Source organism: Lacrimispora xylanisolvens (assembly GCF_002934545.1).
GTDB lineage: Bacteria > Bacillota > Clostridia > Lachnospirales > Lachnospiraceae > Lacrimispora > Lacrimispora xylanisolvens.
In genome coordinates, this window is the sequence record NZ_PTJA01000018.1 from 85,690 (window position 1) to 102,396 (window position 16,707).

Consider the following 16,707-nt stretch of genomic DNA (forward strand, 5'->3'; position numbering starts at 1 on the left):
AGTACAGTAAAAAATTCTTATAGAATATACATATATTCATATTTTGTTTAAAAAAGTATGGTATTTAGTCTATACTTCGTTCTGCGTTGCGTTCTATTTTTGTTGATGCTATAATACACCCATTATTGCTGGGGGTATAAGGCTGACAGCAGAAATAAGTAAGTAACAAGGAGGGACATTATGAGTATAGGTCAAATAGGCATATTGTCTGCCATTCTGGTTTATCTGGTGGCAATGGTCTATATCGGGTTTTATTACAGCAAAAAGGGTGGGGGTGACTCTGCTGATGAGTTTTATCTGGGAGGAAGGAAGCTGGGGCCGTTAGTAACTGCCATGAGTGCGGAGGCATCGGACATGAGCAGCTGGCTGCTGATGGGACTTCCAGGGGTTGCTTATATGACTGGCATTGCTGATGCCGGGTGGACAGCAATCGGTCTGGCAGCAGGCACTTACTTAAACTGGCTTTTGGTTGCAAAACGACTTCGACGGTATTCGGTAGTATGCAATACCATTACAATCCCGGATTTTTTCTCCCGACGCTATCGGGATGAGAAAAATATTCTTATGTGCATATCCGCCATAACGATTCTTATTTTCTTTATTCCATATACTGCTTCCGGTTTTAAAGCAATTGGTACGCTGTTTAACAGTCTGTATCAGATTGATTATCATACTGTTATGATTATTGGTGCAGTCGTAGTGGTGGGATACACGGTAATGGGTGGGTTCATGGCGGTTTCCACTACAGATCTTGTTCAGAGTATTGTTATGAGCATATCACTTATTATTATTGTTTTCTATGGAATATCAGTTGGTGGAGGCTGGGATAAAGTCACTGAGAATGCAGGTGCTCTGGAAGGCTATCTAAGCATGAGCAGAACCCATACTATGGCTGATCAGACTTCATCTCCTTACGGTGTATTAAATATTGTATCAACTCTGGCATGGGGACTGGGGTATTTTGGTATGCCTCATATTCTTCTGCGTTTTATGGCAATCAGCGATGAAAAAAAGCTTACAACTTCCCGCCGTATTGCGTCTACCTGGGTAGTGATATCCATGTTTGTAGCAATTCTAATCGGAATCATTGGTTACAGCGTTTCTGTGGCAGGTCATATTCCGGTATTTACTTCCGGATCGGAAGCAGAGACAGTGATTATCCAGCTGGCGGGGCTTTTGGGAAGTCATGGTTTTCTTTATTCCGTATTGGCAGGTGTGGTGCTTGCAGGGATACTTGCCTGTACCATGTCTACCGCTGACTCCCAGTTGTTAACAGCTGCATCAGGTGTATCCCAGGATCTTATGCAGGATTTTTTAAAGCTTAAAGTAAGTCATAAAACTTCCATGCTGGCGGCCAGGCTGACTGTAATCGGAGTCGCGCTGATTGCGGTGTTCCTTGCATGGGATCCCAATAGTTCCGTATTCACCATCGTTTCCTTTGCCTGGGCTGGCTTTGGAGCTTCCTTTGGCCCTGTAATGCTGTTTGCACTGTTCTGGAAAAGAAGCAATTTTTACGGTGCTGTTGCAGGAATGATATCTGGAGGTGCAATGGTGTTTATCTGGAAGTATCTGGTGAGGCCTCTGGGTGGAGTCTTTAACATCTATGAACTTCTTCCGGCTTTTACTGTGGCATGCGTGGCAATCATTATCGTATCGCTAATAACACCCGAACCTGATCTTCAAATTTATAAGGAATTTGATTCAGTAAATAAATGACAAAACAACAAAGTTTAACTGCCGGTTATTCGAATTCCGGCAGTTTTTGTTTGCTTTTTTGACATATGGGATTTACAATAATTAAAAATCTATTTTATAGACTGCAGCAATGGATGACATACTGATGGAATGAAAGGAGTTTATTGATGCTTTTTGATAACAGGAATATTCCTGAGCAAGTGGGAGAGGTTATTGAGAACCTGAATAAAAATAAAATGGCAGGATATTATGTGGATCAACAGGGGCTGTTGATTTCACTTTTGGATGAGCTGATCAAAGATGGAGAAACCGTAGGCTGCGGCGATTCCGTGACACTGGATCAGCTTGGGGTTTTCGATCATTTGAGAACTCGTAATATTCAGTTTCTGGATAAGTTTCAACCAACGCTGACGGGTAAAGATAAAAGAGAATTGTATTTGCAGAATTTCCGGGCAGATACGTTTGTTACCGGAGTGAATGCAATTACGAAGAAAGGTGAGCTGTTTAATATAGATGGAAATGGAAGCAGAGTGGCCCCCATGTTATATGGACCTGGTCAGGTAATTGTTGTAGCAGGAGTTAATAAAATCACTGATAATCTGGACGAAGCCATAAAAAGAACCAGGCAGATTGCAGCACCACTGGATGCAAAGCGGCTGGGCAAATCAACACCCTGCGCTGCTTTGGGCAGATGTATTGACTGCAATCATAAAGAAAGATTCTGTAATGATTTTGTTCTGATAACCGGCCAGTTTATAAAGGACCGGATAAAAGTGATTATTGTGGAGCAGAGTCTGGGATATTAAGGAGGCAGCAGCAGCCTTATTGGTTAAGCAGCTCTAAGAATTTTTCTGATGCAGTGGAAACCGGCATGCCTTTTTTTAATACAACCGCCAGATTTATCTTTGGAAGAGGCTCTAAAAGGGGAATAAGAAAAAGCTTTTTGCAGGCCAGTTCATTTGCCACATAGTCTTTTGTTACGCAGGCGATTCCTAAACCGTTTATGGTGAACTCAACAATCAGTTCCAATGTACTTAACTCTACCTGGGGACTTTTCTTAATTCCATGTGAGAGCAGAAATTGATCCAGAACTTTTCTTGTACTGCCGCCTTTGTGAAGTGCAATTAAGGGGTGCGCTTCTGTCAGTGCGTGAAGTGAGATGGGATTCCAGCTTAGAGGCTCATATTTCTTACCTGCAACAAAGCACATCTCTTTTTTTATTTCCCTGACCATATGAAGCTGTTCATTGTTATTTTCATGGAAATTAATTATTCCAACATCAATTTCTCCCTTATCAAGAAGCCTGGAGATTTCATAACTGGATTCATCTCTGACGTGGATGCGGATATCCGGATACAGCTGATGATAATGGGTAATGGGTTTTAGCAGGTCGTTTTTACAAACGGCAGAACAGACAGCAATTCGCAGCTGTCCCAAAGTCATATCTTTCAATTCTCCAAATTTGCGTTCGCCGGAGAGAATCAGAGAGCATCCTTTTTCGATATATTGGTACAGTATCTCTCCCTCAGCAGTCAGAGACACCCCTTTTGCATTTCTGAAAAATAACTGGCCGCCCAGTTTTTCCTCCAGTTGTTTTATGGAATAACTGACAGCTGGCTGAGAGGTGAAAAGCTCTTTGGAAGCTTTTGAAATGCTTCCAAGTCTGGCTGTGGTATAAAAAACACGGTAAAGTTCAAATGGAATAAACATATAAAATTTTAATATACCTCCCATATTTAATCTCTATTTTACTTATGGCTGTGAGCTGATTATAATAGTTTCAGATCACAACGTCAACGGATAAATGATTATAAAACAAGTGGGAGGTACCGCATGAAAAAAGTCTGTGTTTATTCAGGTTCTAATCTGGGAAACAAAGAAGAATATAAAGATTGCGCCAGAATGCTGGGTAAGATTCTCGGTGAAAGTGGTATGGAATTAATTTACGGAGGTTCCAACGTGGGATTAATGGGAGAACTGGCACAGGAAGTGCTGGAAAATGGCGGTAAGGCGACAGGCGTCATTCCCGCCGGACTGTTTCCCGGCCAGATTATCAATCAGGATCTGACACTTCTGATAGAAGTAAAGGATATGCATGAAAGAAAAAAAACAATGGCTGATCTGGCAGATGCATTTATTGCATTGCCTGGCGGGATTGGAACTTATGAGGAGCTGTTTGAAGTTCTCAGCTGGTCACAGCTTGGTATTCATAAAAAACCGGTAGGATTATTAAACGTAGCCCATTTTTTTGACCCTCTGTTAAATATGATAGATGTAGCGATTGGGGAAGGATTTATGAATCCTTCCAACAAGGGGCTTTTACTGGTGGATACACACCCACAGGGTCTGATTGAAAAAATGAAGAATTATTCTTCCCCAGATCTTGGCGTCAAGTGGAAGCAATTGTCAGAACGGAAGATTTAATATAAACAGGAGAGCTGAGATGCCGTTCAATCCGGTATCCCAGCTCTCTTGTTCTACATGCTTTTCTTGGTGCGCTTAATCACTTTAAGCCTTGTAAATTCCTCCCGGTCCTTTTCCTCCAGAGAATTTGTAATATTTCTGGTAAGAGTTTCGTAGCGGGGGATGGTAATGTTCTTTAATGCGTTAGCCCGTTTTTGTGTCCTTTTAATACTGTTAGCCAGACGATAAGCTGAGTTTTCCACCATGGAAAGTTTTACGGAAAGCAATTTTACCTTTTCAAAATGATAACGTGCTTCATCAAGAGATTCCCTGGTGCTGTAATAAGCATAGGTTAAGTTAAGAGGCATTTCCTCATGCTCCACTAACGGAATCTCAGTCCCCATAATACTTCGCGTCTTAATCCGCACCCTGTCATCAATGGGTACTGCCATGGCAATATCCTGCACGTAATTAATCCCCAGTTCAATATTTGCCTTCTGAAGTGCTTTGTACGCAGCAGTAAATGTCACGTCAATTTCCGACTGAATTCCCTTGGCCTCATCAATTAAGCTCATGAGTTCTTTGATCAGGATGTTCCTCTTTTTATCCATCAGCTCATAACCCTGTCTGGCTAATGTCAGGGAGTTCTTCGCAAGGATTAAATTACCCTTGGTTGGAAATGTATTCGGATTCATTCTGACCCCTCCTATTCGCCTGAAGCTTCAGCGGTGGTTTCCTTATAATACTGGTCTAATACTTTGGTATCGACACGGTCCAGCTCCGCTCTTGGGAGCAGACCAAGCAGTTCCCAGCCGATGGTTAATGTCTCAAGAATATTTCTGTTGGAGTGATTTCCCTGTCCGACAAAGCGGTCTTCGAATGCTTTACCAAATACCAGATACTTTTTATCAATGGGGGAAAGCTCATCTTCACCAATTACAGATGCCAGAGCTCTTGCGTCACCAACCTTGGCGTAACAGGAAAACAGCTGGTTCGCCACACCCTGGTGGTCCGCTCTGGTAAAGCCTTCTCCGATTCCATCCTTCATCAGACGGCTTAGGGACGGGAGCACGTTAATGGGTGGATAAACGGACTGCCCATATAAGTTCCGGTCCAAAACGATCTGTCCCTCTGTGATATAACCGGTAAGATCAGGGATTGGATGGGTGATGTCATCATTTGGCATGGTTAAAATGGGAATCTGGGTAACAGATCCATGCCGCCCCTTAACAATGCCTGCTCTCTCATAGATGGATGCCAGCTCGCTGTACAGATAGCCGGGGTAACCTTTTCTGGAGGGGATTTCTCCCTTGGAGGAAGAAACCTCACGAAGTGCCTCCGCATAAGCGGTCATGTCCGTTAAAATAACCAGGATATGCATCCCCTTTTCAAAAGCCAGGTATTCTGCCAGAGTAAGTGCCACTTTTGGGGTAATAAGACGTTCTACCACCGGATCATTGGCCAGGTTAATAAACATTGCCACATGGTCGGATACGCCGCTTTCTTCAAAGGTACGCCGAAAGAAATCGGCGACGTCGTATTTCACGCCCATGGCTGCGAATACAACAGCAAATTTTTCACCGGATTTGGAATCATCCCCTAAGGATGCCTGCTGTACAATCTGTGCAGCCAGCTCATCATGGGGAAGACCGTTTCCGGAGAATATGGGAAGCTTCTGACCGCGTATTAAGGTCATCAGACCGTCAATGGCTGAGATTCCGGTACGGATATAATCTCTGGGATATTCTCTGGTAACGGGATTTAATGGCTTTCCATTGATATCAAGATAGATATCTGAGTTAATATCACCCAATCCGTCAATGGGTTCTCCGATTCCGTTAAAGGTTCTGCCCAGCATGTCTTCGGAAACAGCAAGCTCCATGGGGCGTCCGGTCAGTCTTGTATGGACATTTCTAAGAGCCAGTCCGTCGGTTCCTCCAAATACCTGAATAATTGCCTTATCTTCATAAACTTCAATAATACGTCCCAGTTTCTGTGTTTTACCAGCTACTGTCATTTCCACGATTTCGTCAAAGGCAGCATTCTGGACGCCTTCTAAAACAACCAGGGGTCCGTTAATTGCACTTAAGCCTAAATATTCAATTGCCATCGTCTGCCTCCTTCCTATGCGTTTCGTTCTATGACAGAATCATAAAAGTTATCAATCTGTTTTTTATAGTCATCAAATAGATCCAGTCTGTCGTTTGGTACATCGTATTTCAGAGATATAATCTTATCAAAGACAGGATCTTCTTTCAGGACAGACATGGGCATTCCCATTGAAACCAGGGAACGGGACTTTTTATACAGATAGAGAATTAAGTCCATCATCTTAAACTGCTTTTCCATAGGAACGCAGGTGTCGTCCTTATGGAAGGCATTCTGCTGTAAAAATCCGATTCGGATGACCTTGGCAATCTCTAAAATCAGCTTTTGGTCATCAGGAAGCATATCTCCGCCAATCAGCTTTACAATCTCCATCAGACTGCTTTCCTGTGTCAGGATAAACACCATACGGTTTCTGTAATCCACAAACTTTTTATCCACCTTTTCCAGGTACCAGGGAGCCAGATCCGTTAAATACTCGGAATAGCTGCTAAGCCAGTGAATGGCTGGGAAATGACGCTCGTTAGCCAGATTCCGGTCAAGACCCCAGAAGCAGCGGACAAAACGTTTTGTGTTCTGTGTTACGGGCTCTGAGAAATCGCCTCCCTGGGGAGAAACAGCGCCGATAATTGTAACGGAGCCTTCTGTTCCATTAATATTCTGCATCATTCCTGCACGCTCGTAGAAAGCGGATAAACGTGATGCTAAGTAAGCAGGAAAGCCTTCTTCTGCAGGCATCTCTTCCAGACGGCCGGATAATTCACGAAGAGCCTCTGCCCACCTGGAGGTGGAATCTGCCATGATGGCTACATGATATCCCATATCACGGTAGTATTCTGCCAGAGTAAGACCGGAGTAAAGGCTGGCCTCACGGGCGGCTACCGGCATATTGGAGGTGTTGGCAATCAGAGTAGTCCGGTCCATTAAGGGGTTGCCGGAACGGGGGTCAATTAATTGTGAGAATTCTTCCAGTACCTGAGTCATCTCATTGCCGCGCTCTCCGCAGCCGATATAGATGATGATATCAGCATCTGACCATTTGGCAATCTGATGCTGAGTCATGGTTTTACCAGTACCAAAACCACCCGGGATACAGGCAGTACCGCCCTTGGCAAGAGGGAAGAGGGTATCAATAATTCTCTGACCGGTGATCAGCGGTTTGGTTGCCGGATATCGTTTTAATGTAGGTCTTGGAACCCGGATGGGCCACTTCTGTGTCATTGTCAGCTGCTTTTCTGTTCCGTCAGTAAGCTTTAGTGTAATGATTGGGTCAGATATGGTATAATTGCCGTCTTCAGCCACATCAAGTACGATTCCCTCCACATCAGGGGGGATCATTACCTTGTGAACGATGGCAGGTGTTTCCGGTACTTCTGCGATAATTGCGCCAGGAAGTAAGTGGTCGCCTTTTTTAACCGTAATATGAGTCTGCCAGAGCTTTTCGGTATCAAGGGAATCTACGTGGATTCCTCTGTCAATATAAGCGCCTCCTGTTTTTGCAATTTCGCTTAAGGGACGTTCGATCCCATCAAAAATATTGTTGAGAATTCCGGGGGCCAGAGTTACGGAAACAGGATAACCTGTGGAGGTGACTGTTTCCCCTGGCTTTATACCGCTGGTCTCCTCGTAAACCTGAACGATGGTGCGGCGGTCCGTAAGTCCGATTACCTCGCCGACTAAATGATCTTTTCCCACATGGACCATTTCATTCATTCTGAATCCGGGATCGCCCTTTAAATAAATGACGGGGCCGTTGATGCCGGAAATGGTGCCTGTATTAGTCATTTTCCGTACCTCCCATCAAATCTTTTATATTAAACCGGAAATCCCGTTTTGCCTCCGCCAGTTTTGTCTGGAAGGAGTTATCAATTAAAATGTGTCTGTTAGGAATCACGGCTCTTGTTCCGCCCATGAATGAATACTCGCTGACCCGGATATCAGCGCTTTCCGGTAAGGACAGGCTCCTGATTTTTTCCTCGTCAGCCGGATCAATGTAGATGGTAATAAATTCTTTTCCAGCCAGTTCCTTTGCTTCCCTGATTTCCTTTTCAATCAGCTCTGTATACTGGGGGGTGTTCCTGAAATGATTCACCATCTCCTGTAACTCCTGAAACAGTTTTTCTTTTAACTCATCCTGCTTTTTTCCAAATTCACGCTTTGTGCCGATCTGCTCTAAGGAGAGCCGTTTGTTAATCTCCCGTTCGATCTGTTCGCTTTCTGATGCCACCTGCTGTCTGGCTCTGCGTTTCGCATCTTCTTGATGTTCTGAAAAGGTCTGCTCTAATGCAGCGGTATATTCATCAAGCATCTTTGCACTGCGGGACCTGGCATCTTCCATACAAAACTCAAGGAAGTGCTGCAATTTTTCCTCAGTTGTCAAGATGACCACCTCTTTCTTATAGTTTTAATCCGATTGCTTCGTTGACATAGTCCGTGATAAAGTTGGGCTTGCGGCCAGTACCGTGGCGGTCAGGGATCTCGATAATTAACGGCAGCTTACGGTTTAATTTAACATCATTAATGATGTCGGGAAATGCTTTCCCGAATTTTTCCGTCAAGAGGATGATCCCGATCTCTTTGTCGGCCAGAACCTTATCAAGCTGGCTTTTCAATTCTGCTTTTTCGTGAACGACAGCGCCTTCCACACCGGCCAGTCTCATACCGGTCCAGGTATCCACATTGTCGCTGATCAGATACATTTTCATAAATTATAATTTACCTAAGATCATAAAGGATATGATCAGGCCATAGAGACAAACACCTTCGGCAAGACCTACGAAGATCAGTGATTTACCAAGTATGGAGCCATCTTCGCTAATGGCACCCAGTGCTGCGCTTGCTGCTGCGGAAACAGCGATTCCGCCGCCGATGCAGGCAAGACCGGTAGAAAGAGCGGCTGCCAGATATCCCATTCCTGCAACGCCGGCAGAAGCATTTGCAGCAGCTTCAGCAGCCTGTGCCTGGCCGTTAAAGAGAAAAATACCGGATACGGCAATGGTGCCAAGAAACAGAAGTAAGTTAATTCCCAGCGCTTTTTTATAACGCCCTTTTGATTTCTCCCCCATGGCAAAAGCTCCGAACGGGATTGCAATGCTTAAAAGTAATGCAGCTGCTAATGTAATTTTTACTAATGTTGACATATTGGTTTCCTCCTGAAATAATTAATTTTTCTTTCCGTAAGGTTTAAATGCACGGCCGGTTCCACGGTAAAAGCGGCTGAATAATTCATAATATTCCAGACGAAGGACCTGAATTCCTACGATCAGTCCTTCCATACCGCAGACAAATAAGTTGCCTAAGATCACTCCAATCCAGTTGGGGTTGCCGGCCTCTGCTCCGGAAAGCATTAATACAACTCCCATCATTGCAGCATGGCTGATTGCAAAAGCCCCCACCCTGACAAAGGAAAGTGTATTGGAAAAATAGCTTAAGAGAACTTCAAACAGTTCGAAAAATCCCTGTATAACAAACATCCCCCTGCCTTCCGACAGTACTGCCGCTTTGCGCTCTAACAGGGCGGTAAGCGGTTCTTTAAAGAATATAAGGAGCAGCGGAAGTCCGAACATGAACAATAAAATTGCGGATGCCGGAATTGGATTGCCTGTCATATAAAGAACAATGGTAAGGACAAGGCTTGCATAAAAGACAAGTCCTGCGGCACCGTTGGTATCAAAAAACGTTCGCTCCGGATCATGTGACCGGATGCTGTTTATGATATTTAAAATCATAGTAAGAAGTATAATCCCCATACCAATGCAAATTGCAACGATAAATACGGTATTCAGTTTACCGATAAACGGCAGATTGGTCATATGCTCCATTGGGCGCAGCCATACGGCATGTATCACATCTTCAAATCCAAATACGCTGCCAAACAGGAATCCGAATATGGTGGAAAAGAATCCGCAGCAGGATATGATGGCTGCCAGGCTGGCCTTTTTCAGACGGAAGAGAAGGAATCCGCCAAAAAGGAGACAAAGTCCCTGACCAACATCCCCAAACATGAAACCAAACAGGAATGAATAAGTAATTCCAATAAGAATCGTTGGATCGATCTCATTATATGCCGGAAGACCGTACATTTTTATAAACAATTCAAATGGCTGAAATAACCGGGGATTTAACAGCTTTGTGGGAGGATCGCTCATAATGTTACTGTGGTCATCTTCCACGATGCAGAAAGTCTTTTCGTCATTGGAGATTTCTTTCTGGAATGCCCTGGCGTCCCGGAAGCTCATCCAGCCGCAGAGAATGTAAAAGGTATTGATATTCTGCTTGGTGCAGGCGGCAAGCTTTCTCACATTAAAATTGGTGGAAAACGTTTCCAGACGGTTTAATCCGGATAATAGATCAATCCGTCTTGTCTCCAGTATCTGCGCCAGATTCTTTTTCACTGCATTTTGTTCTGTCTCAAGCACCTTTATTTTATCCTGCAGGGTATGAATGGCATCGGATGGAGTACCTTTATATTCGTCAGGCACAAAGAATCGTTCGAAATGCATGGACGAATAAATGGCATCAATCTGATTAGAGATTGTATCTGGAACAAAGTAAACCAGCCAGACGTATTCTGAATCTTCCCGGCATTTATAAAGGACTGTGTCTATGGTGTCATAAACGTAGCTTTCGAATTTGTTATAGTATTCATGTAAGATTCGTCCAAAACGGAATTTGATGTACTTAAAATGCAATATGGAACTCAAATCGTAATTCAGTCCCGTGAACGGTATTATTTTTTCCAGAGACTGGTTTAAGGCATCGATTTTTTCCTGATATTCTGCCTGTGCAGTGGTCAGCTCTTCCACCTGAGATCCAATTTCCTCAACCGTTCTGACCGCTTCTTCAATTGATACATCCTTTAAGCCTGTATCAGCAATGTTATCAGGAAGAAGTCTGGACAACTCCTGGGCCCGCTGATATGTGTCCTTATATGGATTGGTTTCGATATAAGGCCGTAAATCTTTTACCGTTTTCAGCTCGGACAACGCGTTCTCTAAATGAATCTCATATTTGGACAGATAGGTATCTATGACCCGGTCAATATCTTCTTTCGGTCCGGTAATACTTAAAAACTTCATTTTTTCAATCACAGGAAAAGCTACCCCCTTTACTGTTTAACTACATAGGAGATAATTTCTTCCGGCTTCAGCTGATACCGGATACTCTCTATGAGTGTTATTATTTTTTGAATTTCCTCCTCCTTTAAATAAAGATAGGAATTTAATGTTGCGATGGAATAAGGATTCTGTCTGCTTGTGGAACGGTATATCTTATCAAGCACCTCGCTGGTAAGCTGCTCTAAATCCGGTTTCTCCCTTACATCCATATCAGCCTTCTGACCATAAAAGGTAGTTTTAAGAACAGCAAAAAATTCATCCATGGTCCCGGCTTCTACCATCTTTGAAGTCTGATCCTTCTTTAAATGATAATGATAGGGAATAAGAAGTGCATAAATATCAGCGGATTTCAAGTGGTAATATTTAAGGGATCTGTATATCCACTGAATATTAAGCAAATCCAGTTTGCTGCCGAAACATTGGATTAGAAGTTCCTGTGACTTTTTGTTTAAGTATTTGCTCATTACTTTCCAGATTGTTTTGAAATAAAGCAGATCCAGATGTACTTCATAATCAAACAGTGTGGTTTCGGCTCCCTCTTCTAAATGGATCAGAAGATCGTAGTAGATGGAGCCTTCCAGATTTGCAATAAACTCATGTAAATTTGCGGAAGAGGAAAGCTTCAATAGATCCAGTTTAGAGTGTTTGAAAAAAAAGTCCCTGAATACAGAAAGATCGATATCCAGCTGGTTTCGTCCCATGGCGTTACGGAAACATTTTTTCAGGATATCGATTTCAAAGTGCATAAAATATAAGTCAAGGAATTTACGCTGTGTCAGGTTGGAAAAACGGTAGAGCTTTGCAAAATCCTGGTACAGTGACAGGATAAGCCGCTGTTCAATGGCACCCCGGTGAAGTTTTTCGTCATCCACATCGGAAAACAAGCCCTCATAGGCTTTTAAATGTCGTAAATACTCCACTGCATCGGAAACTGTTTCAAGAGCAGCCATATCACGGAACTGGCTGTCGGAGATCAGATGGCTTTCCATCGCCCGTACCTTGGTTGTCAAACCGCTGTAGGATAACAGATTTCCCATGGAATCACTCCTTTATCATGTTATTGAATAGTTCCTCTGCATATTGGGTATGATGGACCTCAAAGTTTTTTTCCATAGCTTTCAGGATTTCCTGCAATTCATCCTGCTGTTTCTTTAAGCGTTGATTCATTTTGATTTCCATACCTGCTCTCAGTTTCTCTATTTCTTTTTCTGTTTCATGTTCCAGCTGGGCATCAAATGCAGCAGTGCGTTCATCCATTTCTTTTGCAAACGCTTTTTTCTGTTCATTGGCATGTTCCATGATGGAAGTGGCAGCTGATTCGATCTCAGATATTTTATCAATCACAACATCCATTTTTTTGCCCTCCTTTTGTGAATAGTGAACTAAATAAAAAGGTTCTAATTATTAATAATACTACAATTAAAAAAAATTTCCATAGTAATTTGTAAAAAATCAAATAGAAGTCTGAATTTTAACATAAATATAAGGTATGCTAACGGTACTTTACTTATGCATTATATACATAAAAAAAGCGAAGACCAAAAGCTGTCTGCTTTTGATTCTTCGCTTAATAATCTTATTGACCTGCGGCTTTCGTGGTTTCGGAAGCCGATTCTGCTTCTGATTTACCAGTTCCTTCCGTAACAGTTAAAAATTCCGTTGCAACATAAGCCTGTTTGCCTTCAAACGTGATAACGGTCCATTTATCATCATAGGTATCAACATACTCCACAACAGTACCAGACGCTAGGCTTCCAAGCTTTGTGCTGTCGGAAGCAGGTTTGGACCGGACATTAAGTTTACTTTTAGTTGTATAAACTTTCGGAGGCTCTGTTTCTGTTTCCGCAGGCTCAGTGACAACTTCTGCAGTAGTAGATATTGGTTCTGAAGTAGCTTCTGTTGAAATCTCTGTAGGCAGAGTCTCATTCTTTTTATCTTTCCCTGGTATCAGCTTTACAATCATCAGCACCACAACAAAAAGAAGTAAAAATATAAGAAGCGGCTTTAACAAACCGGATAAATCAGAACGTCTGTTTTTGATACGGCGTCGGCTTCTGTTTTGAGAAGCCGGGCGTCTGTCATTCCTTGAGGCAGTGCCCTGGGGTGGTCTTTGACCTGATCTGGAACCAGAATTCTGTGGCGCTCTGCGGGAAGAACCGGTATTGGCTCTTTGAGGCGTTCCTGTTCTTCTGGGCTCATCTGCTGTAGCGGCAGTTCTCTGGGAGGCAGCTCTTGATGCGATGGGAGCGGCCTGTACACCTGCAGTGCGTGGTCTCTGGGCTTGTGAACTCTGATTGCTTTTATGAAATGCGTTTGTAAAGGCAGTAACTTCAATCGAAATCAGTTTACAGGCTTCTGACGCATCATAGGGGCTGTCATTGCCTTCGTGAACTGCTTTATTACCAAGTACCCGGATCCGATGGTAGTGATCTTTGACCGCCTGGGAAATAAATCGTCCTTCATATAACTGGTCAATGCTGTCTGCCAGATCGGTTTCCACAATCAAAGCCTTTTCGGCTAGAAAATGAATCATATATTCCAGAGTCTGACGGGCTTTGATCATGACCATGTTATACTGCTTCTGGTTCATAAGTGCCTCAGTTTCCCTCAAACCCTGCTGGATTTTGATCCAGAGACTGTTATCTGTAGTTCCCATGTATTTCCTCCTTTGCAAAACGGTTCTATCCTAATATACAGACATTATACTAGATTATAGTAAATTGCGCACCTGTTATTTTATTGTTTTTGAATTTGTAAGAGAAAATTAAAAAATATACAGGGAGTGCCTATAAATAAAGGATTCCCTGTATATAAAAATTAGCTGTGATACTATTTTGATACTAATTCCTGTAATTTGTTTGCAACTTTATTGTGTTTATTAGGATATAAATGCCCGTAAATGTTGTTTACCATGTCTACTGAATCCCCTATCCGCTCGGCTATTAGATAGGGAGAAAATCCCATGTCTATCAATAGGGAGACATGGCTATGTCGAATGTCGTGTATGCGTATTGGCTTGATTCCGGAAGATGCGCAGGCTTCCTTTAAGCCGATGCTTAGTTTGTATCGGGTGATTTGAAAAAGCCTGTCCTTAGGTCCTATTCCGTAGTTCATACCTATATAATTTTTCAAGCAATCTGTAAGGAACGGCGGTATAGTTATAAGCCGGGTACTGCCGACTGTTTTGGGTGAGGTAATAACGTCATTTTGATCATGTCGGTGATACGTTTTGGAAATTGAAATAGTGTTTGATTTAACGTCGATGTCCTCTGGACTGAGGGCCAGCAGCTCCCCACAACGCACTCCGGTATAGTATAAAGTATTAAAAGCTGTTTTGAGTGTAATATCATCTATTTTTGCTTCAAATAATTTAAAATCCCCCGGAGAGGTTAAAAGTCTGAAGGTTGCAAGGAAGCAGGAAGGGCAGTTTAAAAAGGTATATATTGAAGTGAGGGAGTGAGAGGGAGCACCTGGGAAACTGGGTGCTTCCTTTATGGAAAAATTTAGTATATAATTGTAGAAAATTGTTGGAGGATTCTATGGAAAAAATATTAAAAGACATTAAGCAATATAACAATACGAGGGCTTTAATTCTACCTATGGTGTATTTTGCATTTAGTATTGTGGCTTTGTTTTGTTGTAATAATGGGGGAAATAAATATTGGACTTACTTTGCTGGTATCACGTTGTGTTTATTAGCAGTAACATCTATCTATTATTATAATCTTGATAAGAGTATTGAAAAGGGTGATTGTTTATCTATAGGACGAAATGCGTGTAGAGTCTATAAGAAAGATAAACGGAAGAAATATGATTCTTTAAAAATTATATTACATGATTACAAAGCAGAGGAATTAAAATTGATTCGAGTTAAATTAAAAGTTGATAAAGAGAAAGATAAAAAGTATGGTTTGCCTGCCTTTTTGCCTATGACTATAAGCTGTTCAGCGCTCATAGTAGCGCTTGTTTCTAAAGATTTAGGATTCGAAGAATTTTTATCACTAAAAATTTATATGTTGTCAGTTGTTCTGTTTGTATTAGTTTCCTATGTTATCCTCTCACTTTTATATTATAATATAGATGATTATATTCTCTTTTGTATAGATGAAAGTTTAGAAGACAAGAAATGATTAATTAGCAATAGATTTGTCTTGGGTAAGATATAAGAATGACTATAAAAGTATACTATAAAGATGTAGATTAGCCCTTGTAAAATAAGCCTTTCCGCTTGCATACCCCCTCTCTTTCTGGTATAATATCTATAGCAAACAAATATTGACGAGTACCCCGGGTCACAGCCTGGAAGCCATAATAAGGCGTGGGAATAGCGATTCATCAAATTGATGGTTCGTTGTTCTTGCGTCTTTTTTTGTTTGCAAATTTAGTATAGAAAGGGGCGATAATCCATGATTGAAATTCCGGAGGAAATAAAGAACCTATACCGGGAAAATAATATATTTAAACAGACGGTAAAGACTGCCAGACTTAGGTTTTACGATAGAAGCGTTGATCTACTATATCCAGGAGACAATGTTTGGCCAGCAGACGATTTGTTTCCGGTAGATGATACTCCCCTGCTGTTGGTTGATAAGGACCAGATCTCGTCAGAATCGTTCGTACTGGAGCAGGCGGTATGCGACACTTCGGAACTAAAATTCGGGGAATGCAGTGCTGCCAGATTAGAGATTGTTGTTAATGATGTGAATATGGACGTTACCGGGAAAGAATTCGTACTGTCCATAGAGGTGGGAGATTATGAAATGATGCTGGGAATCTACAAGGTAGATAGCTTTGTTCGGCAGGCAGATGTAAGTAAGAAAAAGATTGTAGCCTATGACCGTATGCTGAACTTTGAAATCGATGTGTCAGCCTGGTACCGCGGTCTTACCTTTCCCATGACATTAAAACAATATCGTGATTCCCTGTGTGAATTCATTGGGATCCGGCAGCGGGATATAACACTTCCCCTGGACGATATGGAGGTAACAAGGTCCATTGATCCATCGAAGCTGTCAGGCAGGTATGCAATGAAAGCAATCTGTGAAATAAACGGCTGTTTTGGGCAGATTGATATAACCGGCAGATTTAAGTACGTAGGAACCTTTTAAGGGTTGTTATGGGGAAAGGGCAGGTACTTTGTACCGATCACAATCGGATCATAATAAGGGCTTAAAATAGAGCCATATTGTAAAAAATGCACCTGTCGAAAGATGGGTGTTTTCTTTTGGGTAATTACAGTGTTATATGTAAGAGGATATAAATTTATATTTAGGGGAGGGGCTCGATGAAAGGTAAATGGTAAATAACCCGTCTACTTTTGGATTCCTCATAAAATTGAGATAATGGTGTAAAGTTGAAAAGTTTCTAACAAACTTTTCACACAGAA

At 42.2% G+C, this 16,707-nt stretch carries 17 protein-coding genes; 5 read left to right on the plus strand and 12 right to left on the minus strand.

Features of this window, described 5'->3' with window-relative positions; all coding sequences use genetic code 11:
- Positions 1 to 180: 180 nt before the first annotated feature.
- Together BXY41_RS24835 and BXY41_RS24840 are read left to right on the plus strand one after the other, a co-directional pair.
- The gene (locus tag BXY41_RS24835; RefSeq protein WP_104439571.1) at positions 181 to 1,716 is read left to right on the plus strand and encodes a sodium/proline symporter; all 1,536 of its coding nucleotides are present in this window, start codon (positions 181 to 183) and stop codon (positions 1,714 to 1,716) included.
- 146 nt (positions 1,717 to 1,862) lie between these two features.
- Positions 1,863 to 2,501 carry a lactate utilization protein gene (locus BXY41_RS24840; RefSeq protein ID WP_104439572.1) on the plus strand — a complete coding sequence of 213 codons (639 nt, stop codon included), beginning with the start codon at positions 1,863 to 1,865 and terminating at the stop codon, positions 2,499 to 2,501.
- Between the two features lie 16 nt (positions 2,502 to 2,517).
- Here BXY41_RS24840 and BXY41_RS24845 read toward each other — a convergent pair whose 3' ends face one another.
- Entirely contained in the window at positions 2,518 to 3,429 is a 912-nt protein-coding gene (locus BXY41_RS24845; protein WP_242980381.1) for a LysR family transcriptional regulator, read from the minus strand.
- A 99-nt stretch (positions 3,430 to 3,528) separates the two neighbouring features.
- Between BXY41_RS24845 and BXY41_RS24850 the strand changes: the two genes are divergently transcribed.
- On the plus strand, positions 3,529 to 4,119 hold the full coding sequence (locus BXY41_RS24850) for an LOG family protein (protein WP_104439573.1): 591 nt from the start codon (positions 3,529 to 3,531) through the stop codon (positions 4,117 to 4,119).
- 53 nt (positions 4,120 to 4,172) lie between these two features.
- Here BXY41_RS24850 and BXY41_RS24855 read toward each other — a convergent pair whose 3' ends face one another.
- From BXY41_RS24855 to BXY41_RS27525, 11 genes are all read right to left on the minus strand, one after another.
- On the minus strand, positions 4,173 to 4,793 hold the full coding sequence (locus BXY41_RS24855; RefSeq protein WP_104439574.1) for a V-type ATP synthase subunit D: 621 nt from the start codon (positions 4,791 to 4,793) through the stop codon (positions 4,173 to 4,175).
- Between the two features lie 11 nt (positions 4,794 to 4,804).
- The gene (locus BXY41_RS24860; protein ID WP_104439575.1) at positions 4,805 to 6,208 is read right to left on the minus strand and encodes a V-type ATP synthase subunit B; all 1,404 of its coding nucleotides are present in this window, start codon (positions 6,206 to 6,208) and stop codon (positions 4,805 to 4,807) included.
- 14 nt (positions 6,209 to 6,222) lie between these two features.
- On the minus strand, positions 6,223 to 7,989 hold the full coding sequence (locus BXY41_RS24865; RefSeq protein WP_104439576.1) for a V-type ATP synthase subunit A: 1,767 nt from the start codon (positions 7,987 to 7,989) through the stop codon (positions 6,223 to 6,225).
- On the minus strand, positions 7,982 to 8,584 hold the full coding sequence (locus BXY41_RS24870; protein WP_104439577.1) for a V-type ATP synthase subunit E: 603 nt from the start codon (positions 8,582 to 8,584) through the stop codon (positions 7,982 to 7,984). Before BXY41_RS24870 ends, BXY41_RS24865 begins: the two co-directional genes overlap by 8 nt.
- A 16-nt stretch (positions 8,585 to 8,600) precedes the next feature.
- A complete protein-coding gene (locus BXY41_RS24875; protein WP_104439578.1) occupies positions 8,601 to 8,909 on the minus strand; it encodes a V-type ATP synthase subunit F in 309 nt (102 codons plus the stop codon).
- Positions 8,910 to 8,912: 3 nt separating this feature from the next.
- Complete coding sequence (locus BXY41_RS24880) at positions 8,913 to 9,344, minus strand: ATP synthase subunit C (protein ID WP_104439579.1); 432 nt, start codon at positions 9,342 to 9,344, stop codon at positions 8,913 to 8,915.
- Between the two features lie 21 nt (positions 9,345 to 9,365).
- On the minus strand, positions 9,366 to 11,294 hold the full coding sequence (locus BXY41_RS24885; RefSeq protein ID WP_104439580.1) for a V-type ATP synthase subunit I: 1,929 nt from the start codon (positions 11,292 to 11,294) through the stop codon (positions 9,366 to 9,368).
- A 17-nt stretch (positions 11,295 to 11,311) separates the two neighbouring features.
- Positions 11,312 to 12,358, minus strand: coding sequence for a V0D/AC39 family V-type ATPase subunit (locus BXY41_RS24890; RefSeq protein WP_104439581.1), 1,047 nt, complete (start codon positions 12,356 to 12,358; stop codon positions 11,312 to 11,314).
- Between the two features lie 4 nt (positions 12,359 to 12,362).
- Positions 12,363 to 12,674, minus strand: coding sequence for a DUF3970 family protein (locus BXY41_RS24895; protein ID WP_104439582.1), 312 nt, complete (start codon positions 12,672 to 12,674; stop codon positions 12,363 to 12,365).
- Between the two features lie 223 nt (positions 12,675 to 12,897).
- Entirely contained in the window at positions 12,898 to 13,977 is a 1,080-nt protein-coding gene (locus tag BXY41_RS24900) for an SH3 domain-containing protein (RefSeq protein ID WP_104439583.1), read from the minus strand.
- A gap of 173 nt (positions 13,978 to 14,150) precedes the next feature.
- The gene (locus tag BXY41_RS27525; protein WP_104439584.1) at positions 14,151 to 14,846 is read right to left on the minus strand and encodes a site-specific integrase; all 696 of its coding nucleotides are present in this window, start codon (positions 14,844 to 14,846) and stop codon (positions 14,151 to 14,153) included.
- A gap of 14 nt (positions 14,847 to 14,860) precedes the next feature.
- Between BXY41_RS27525 and BXY41_RS24910 the strand changes: the two genes are divergently transcribed.
- Both BXY41_RS24910 and BXY41_RS24915 read left to right on the plus strand, forming a co-directional pair.
- Positions 14,861 to 15,451 carry a hypothetical protein gene (locus BXY41_RS24910; RefSeq protein ID WP_104439585.1) on the plus strand — a complete coding sequence of 197 codons (591 nt, stop codon included), beginning with the start codon at positions 14,861 to 14,863 and terminating at the stop codon, positions 15,449 to 15,451.
- A 276-nt stretch (positions 15,452 to 15,727) separates the two neighbouring features.
- On the plus strand, positions 15,728 to 16,429 hold the full coding sequence (locus BXY41_RS24915; protein WP_104439586.1) for a hypothetical protein: 702 nt from the start codon (positions 15,728 to 15,730) through the stop codon (positions 16,427 to 16,429).
- The last annotated feature ends 278 nt before the right edge of the window (positions 16,430 to 16,707 follow it).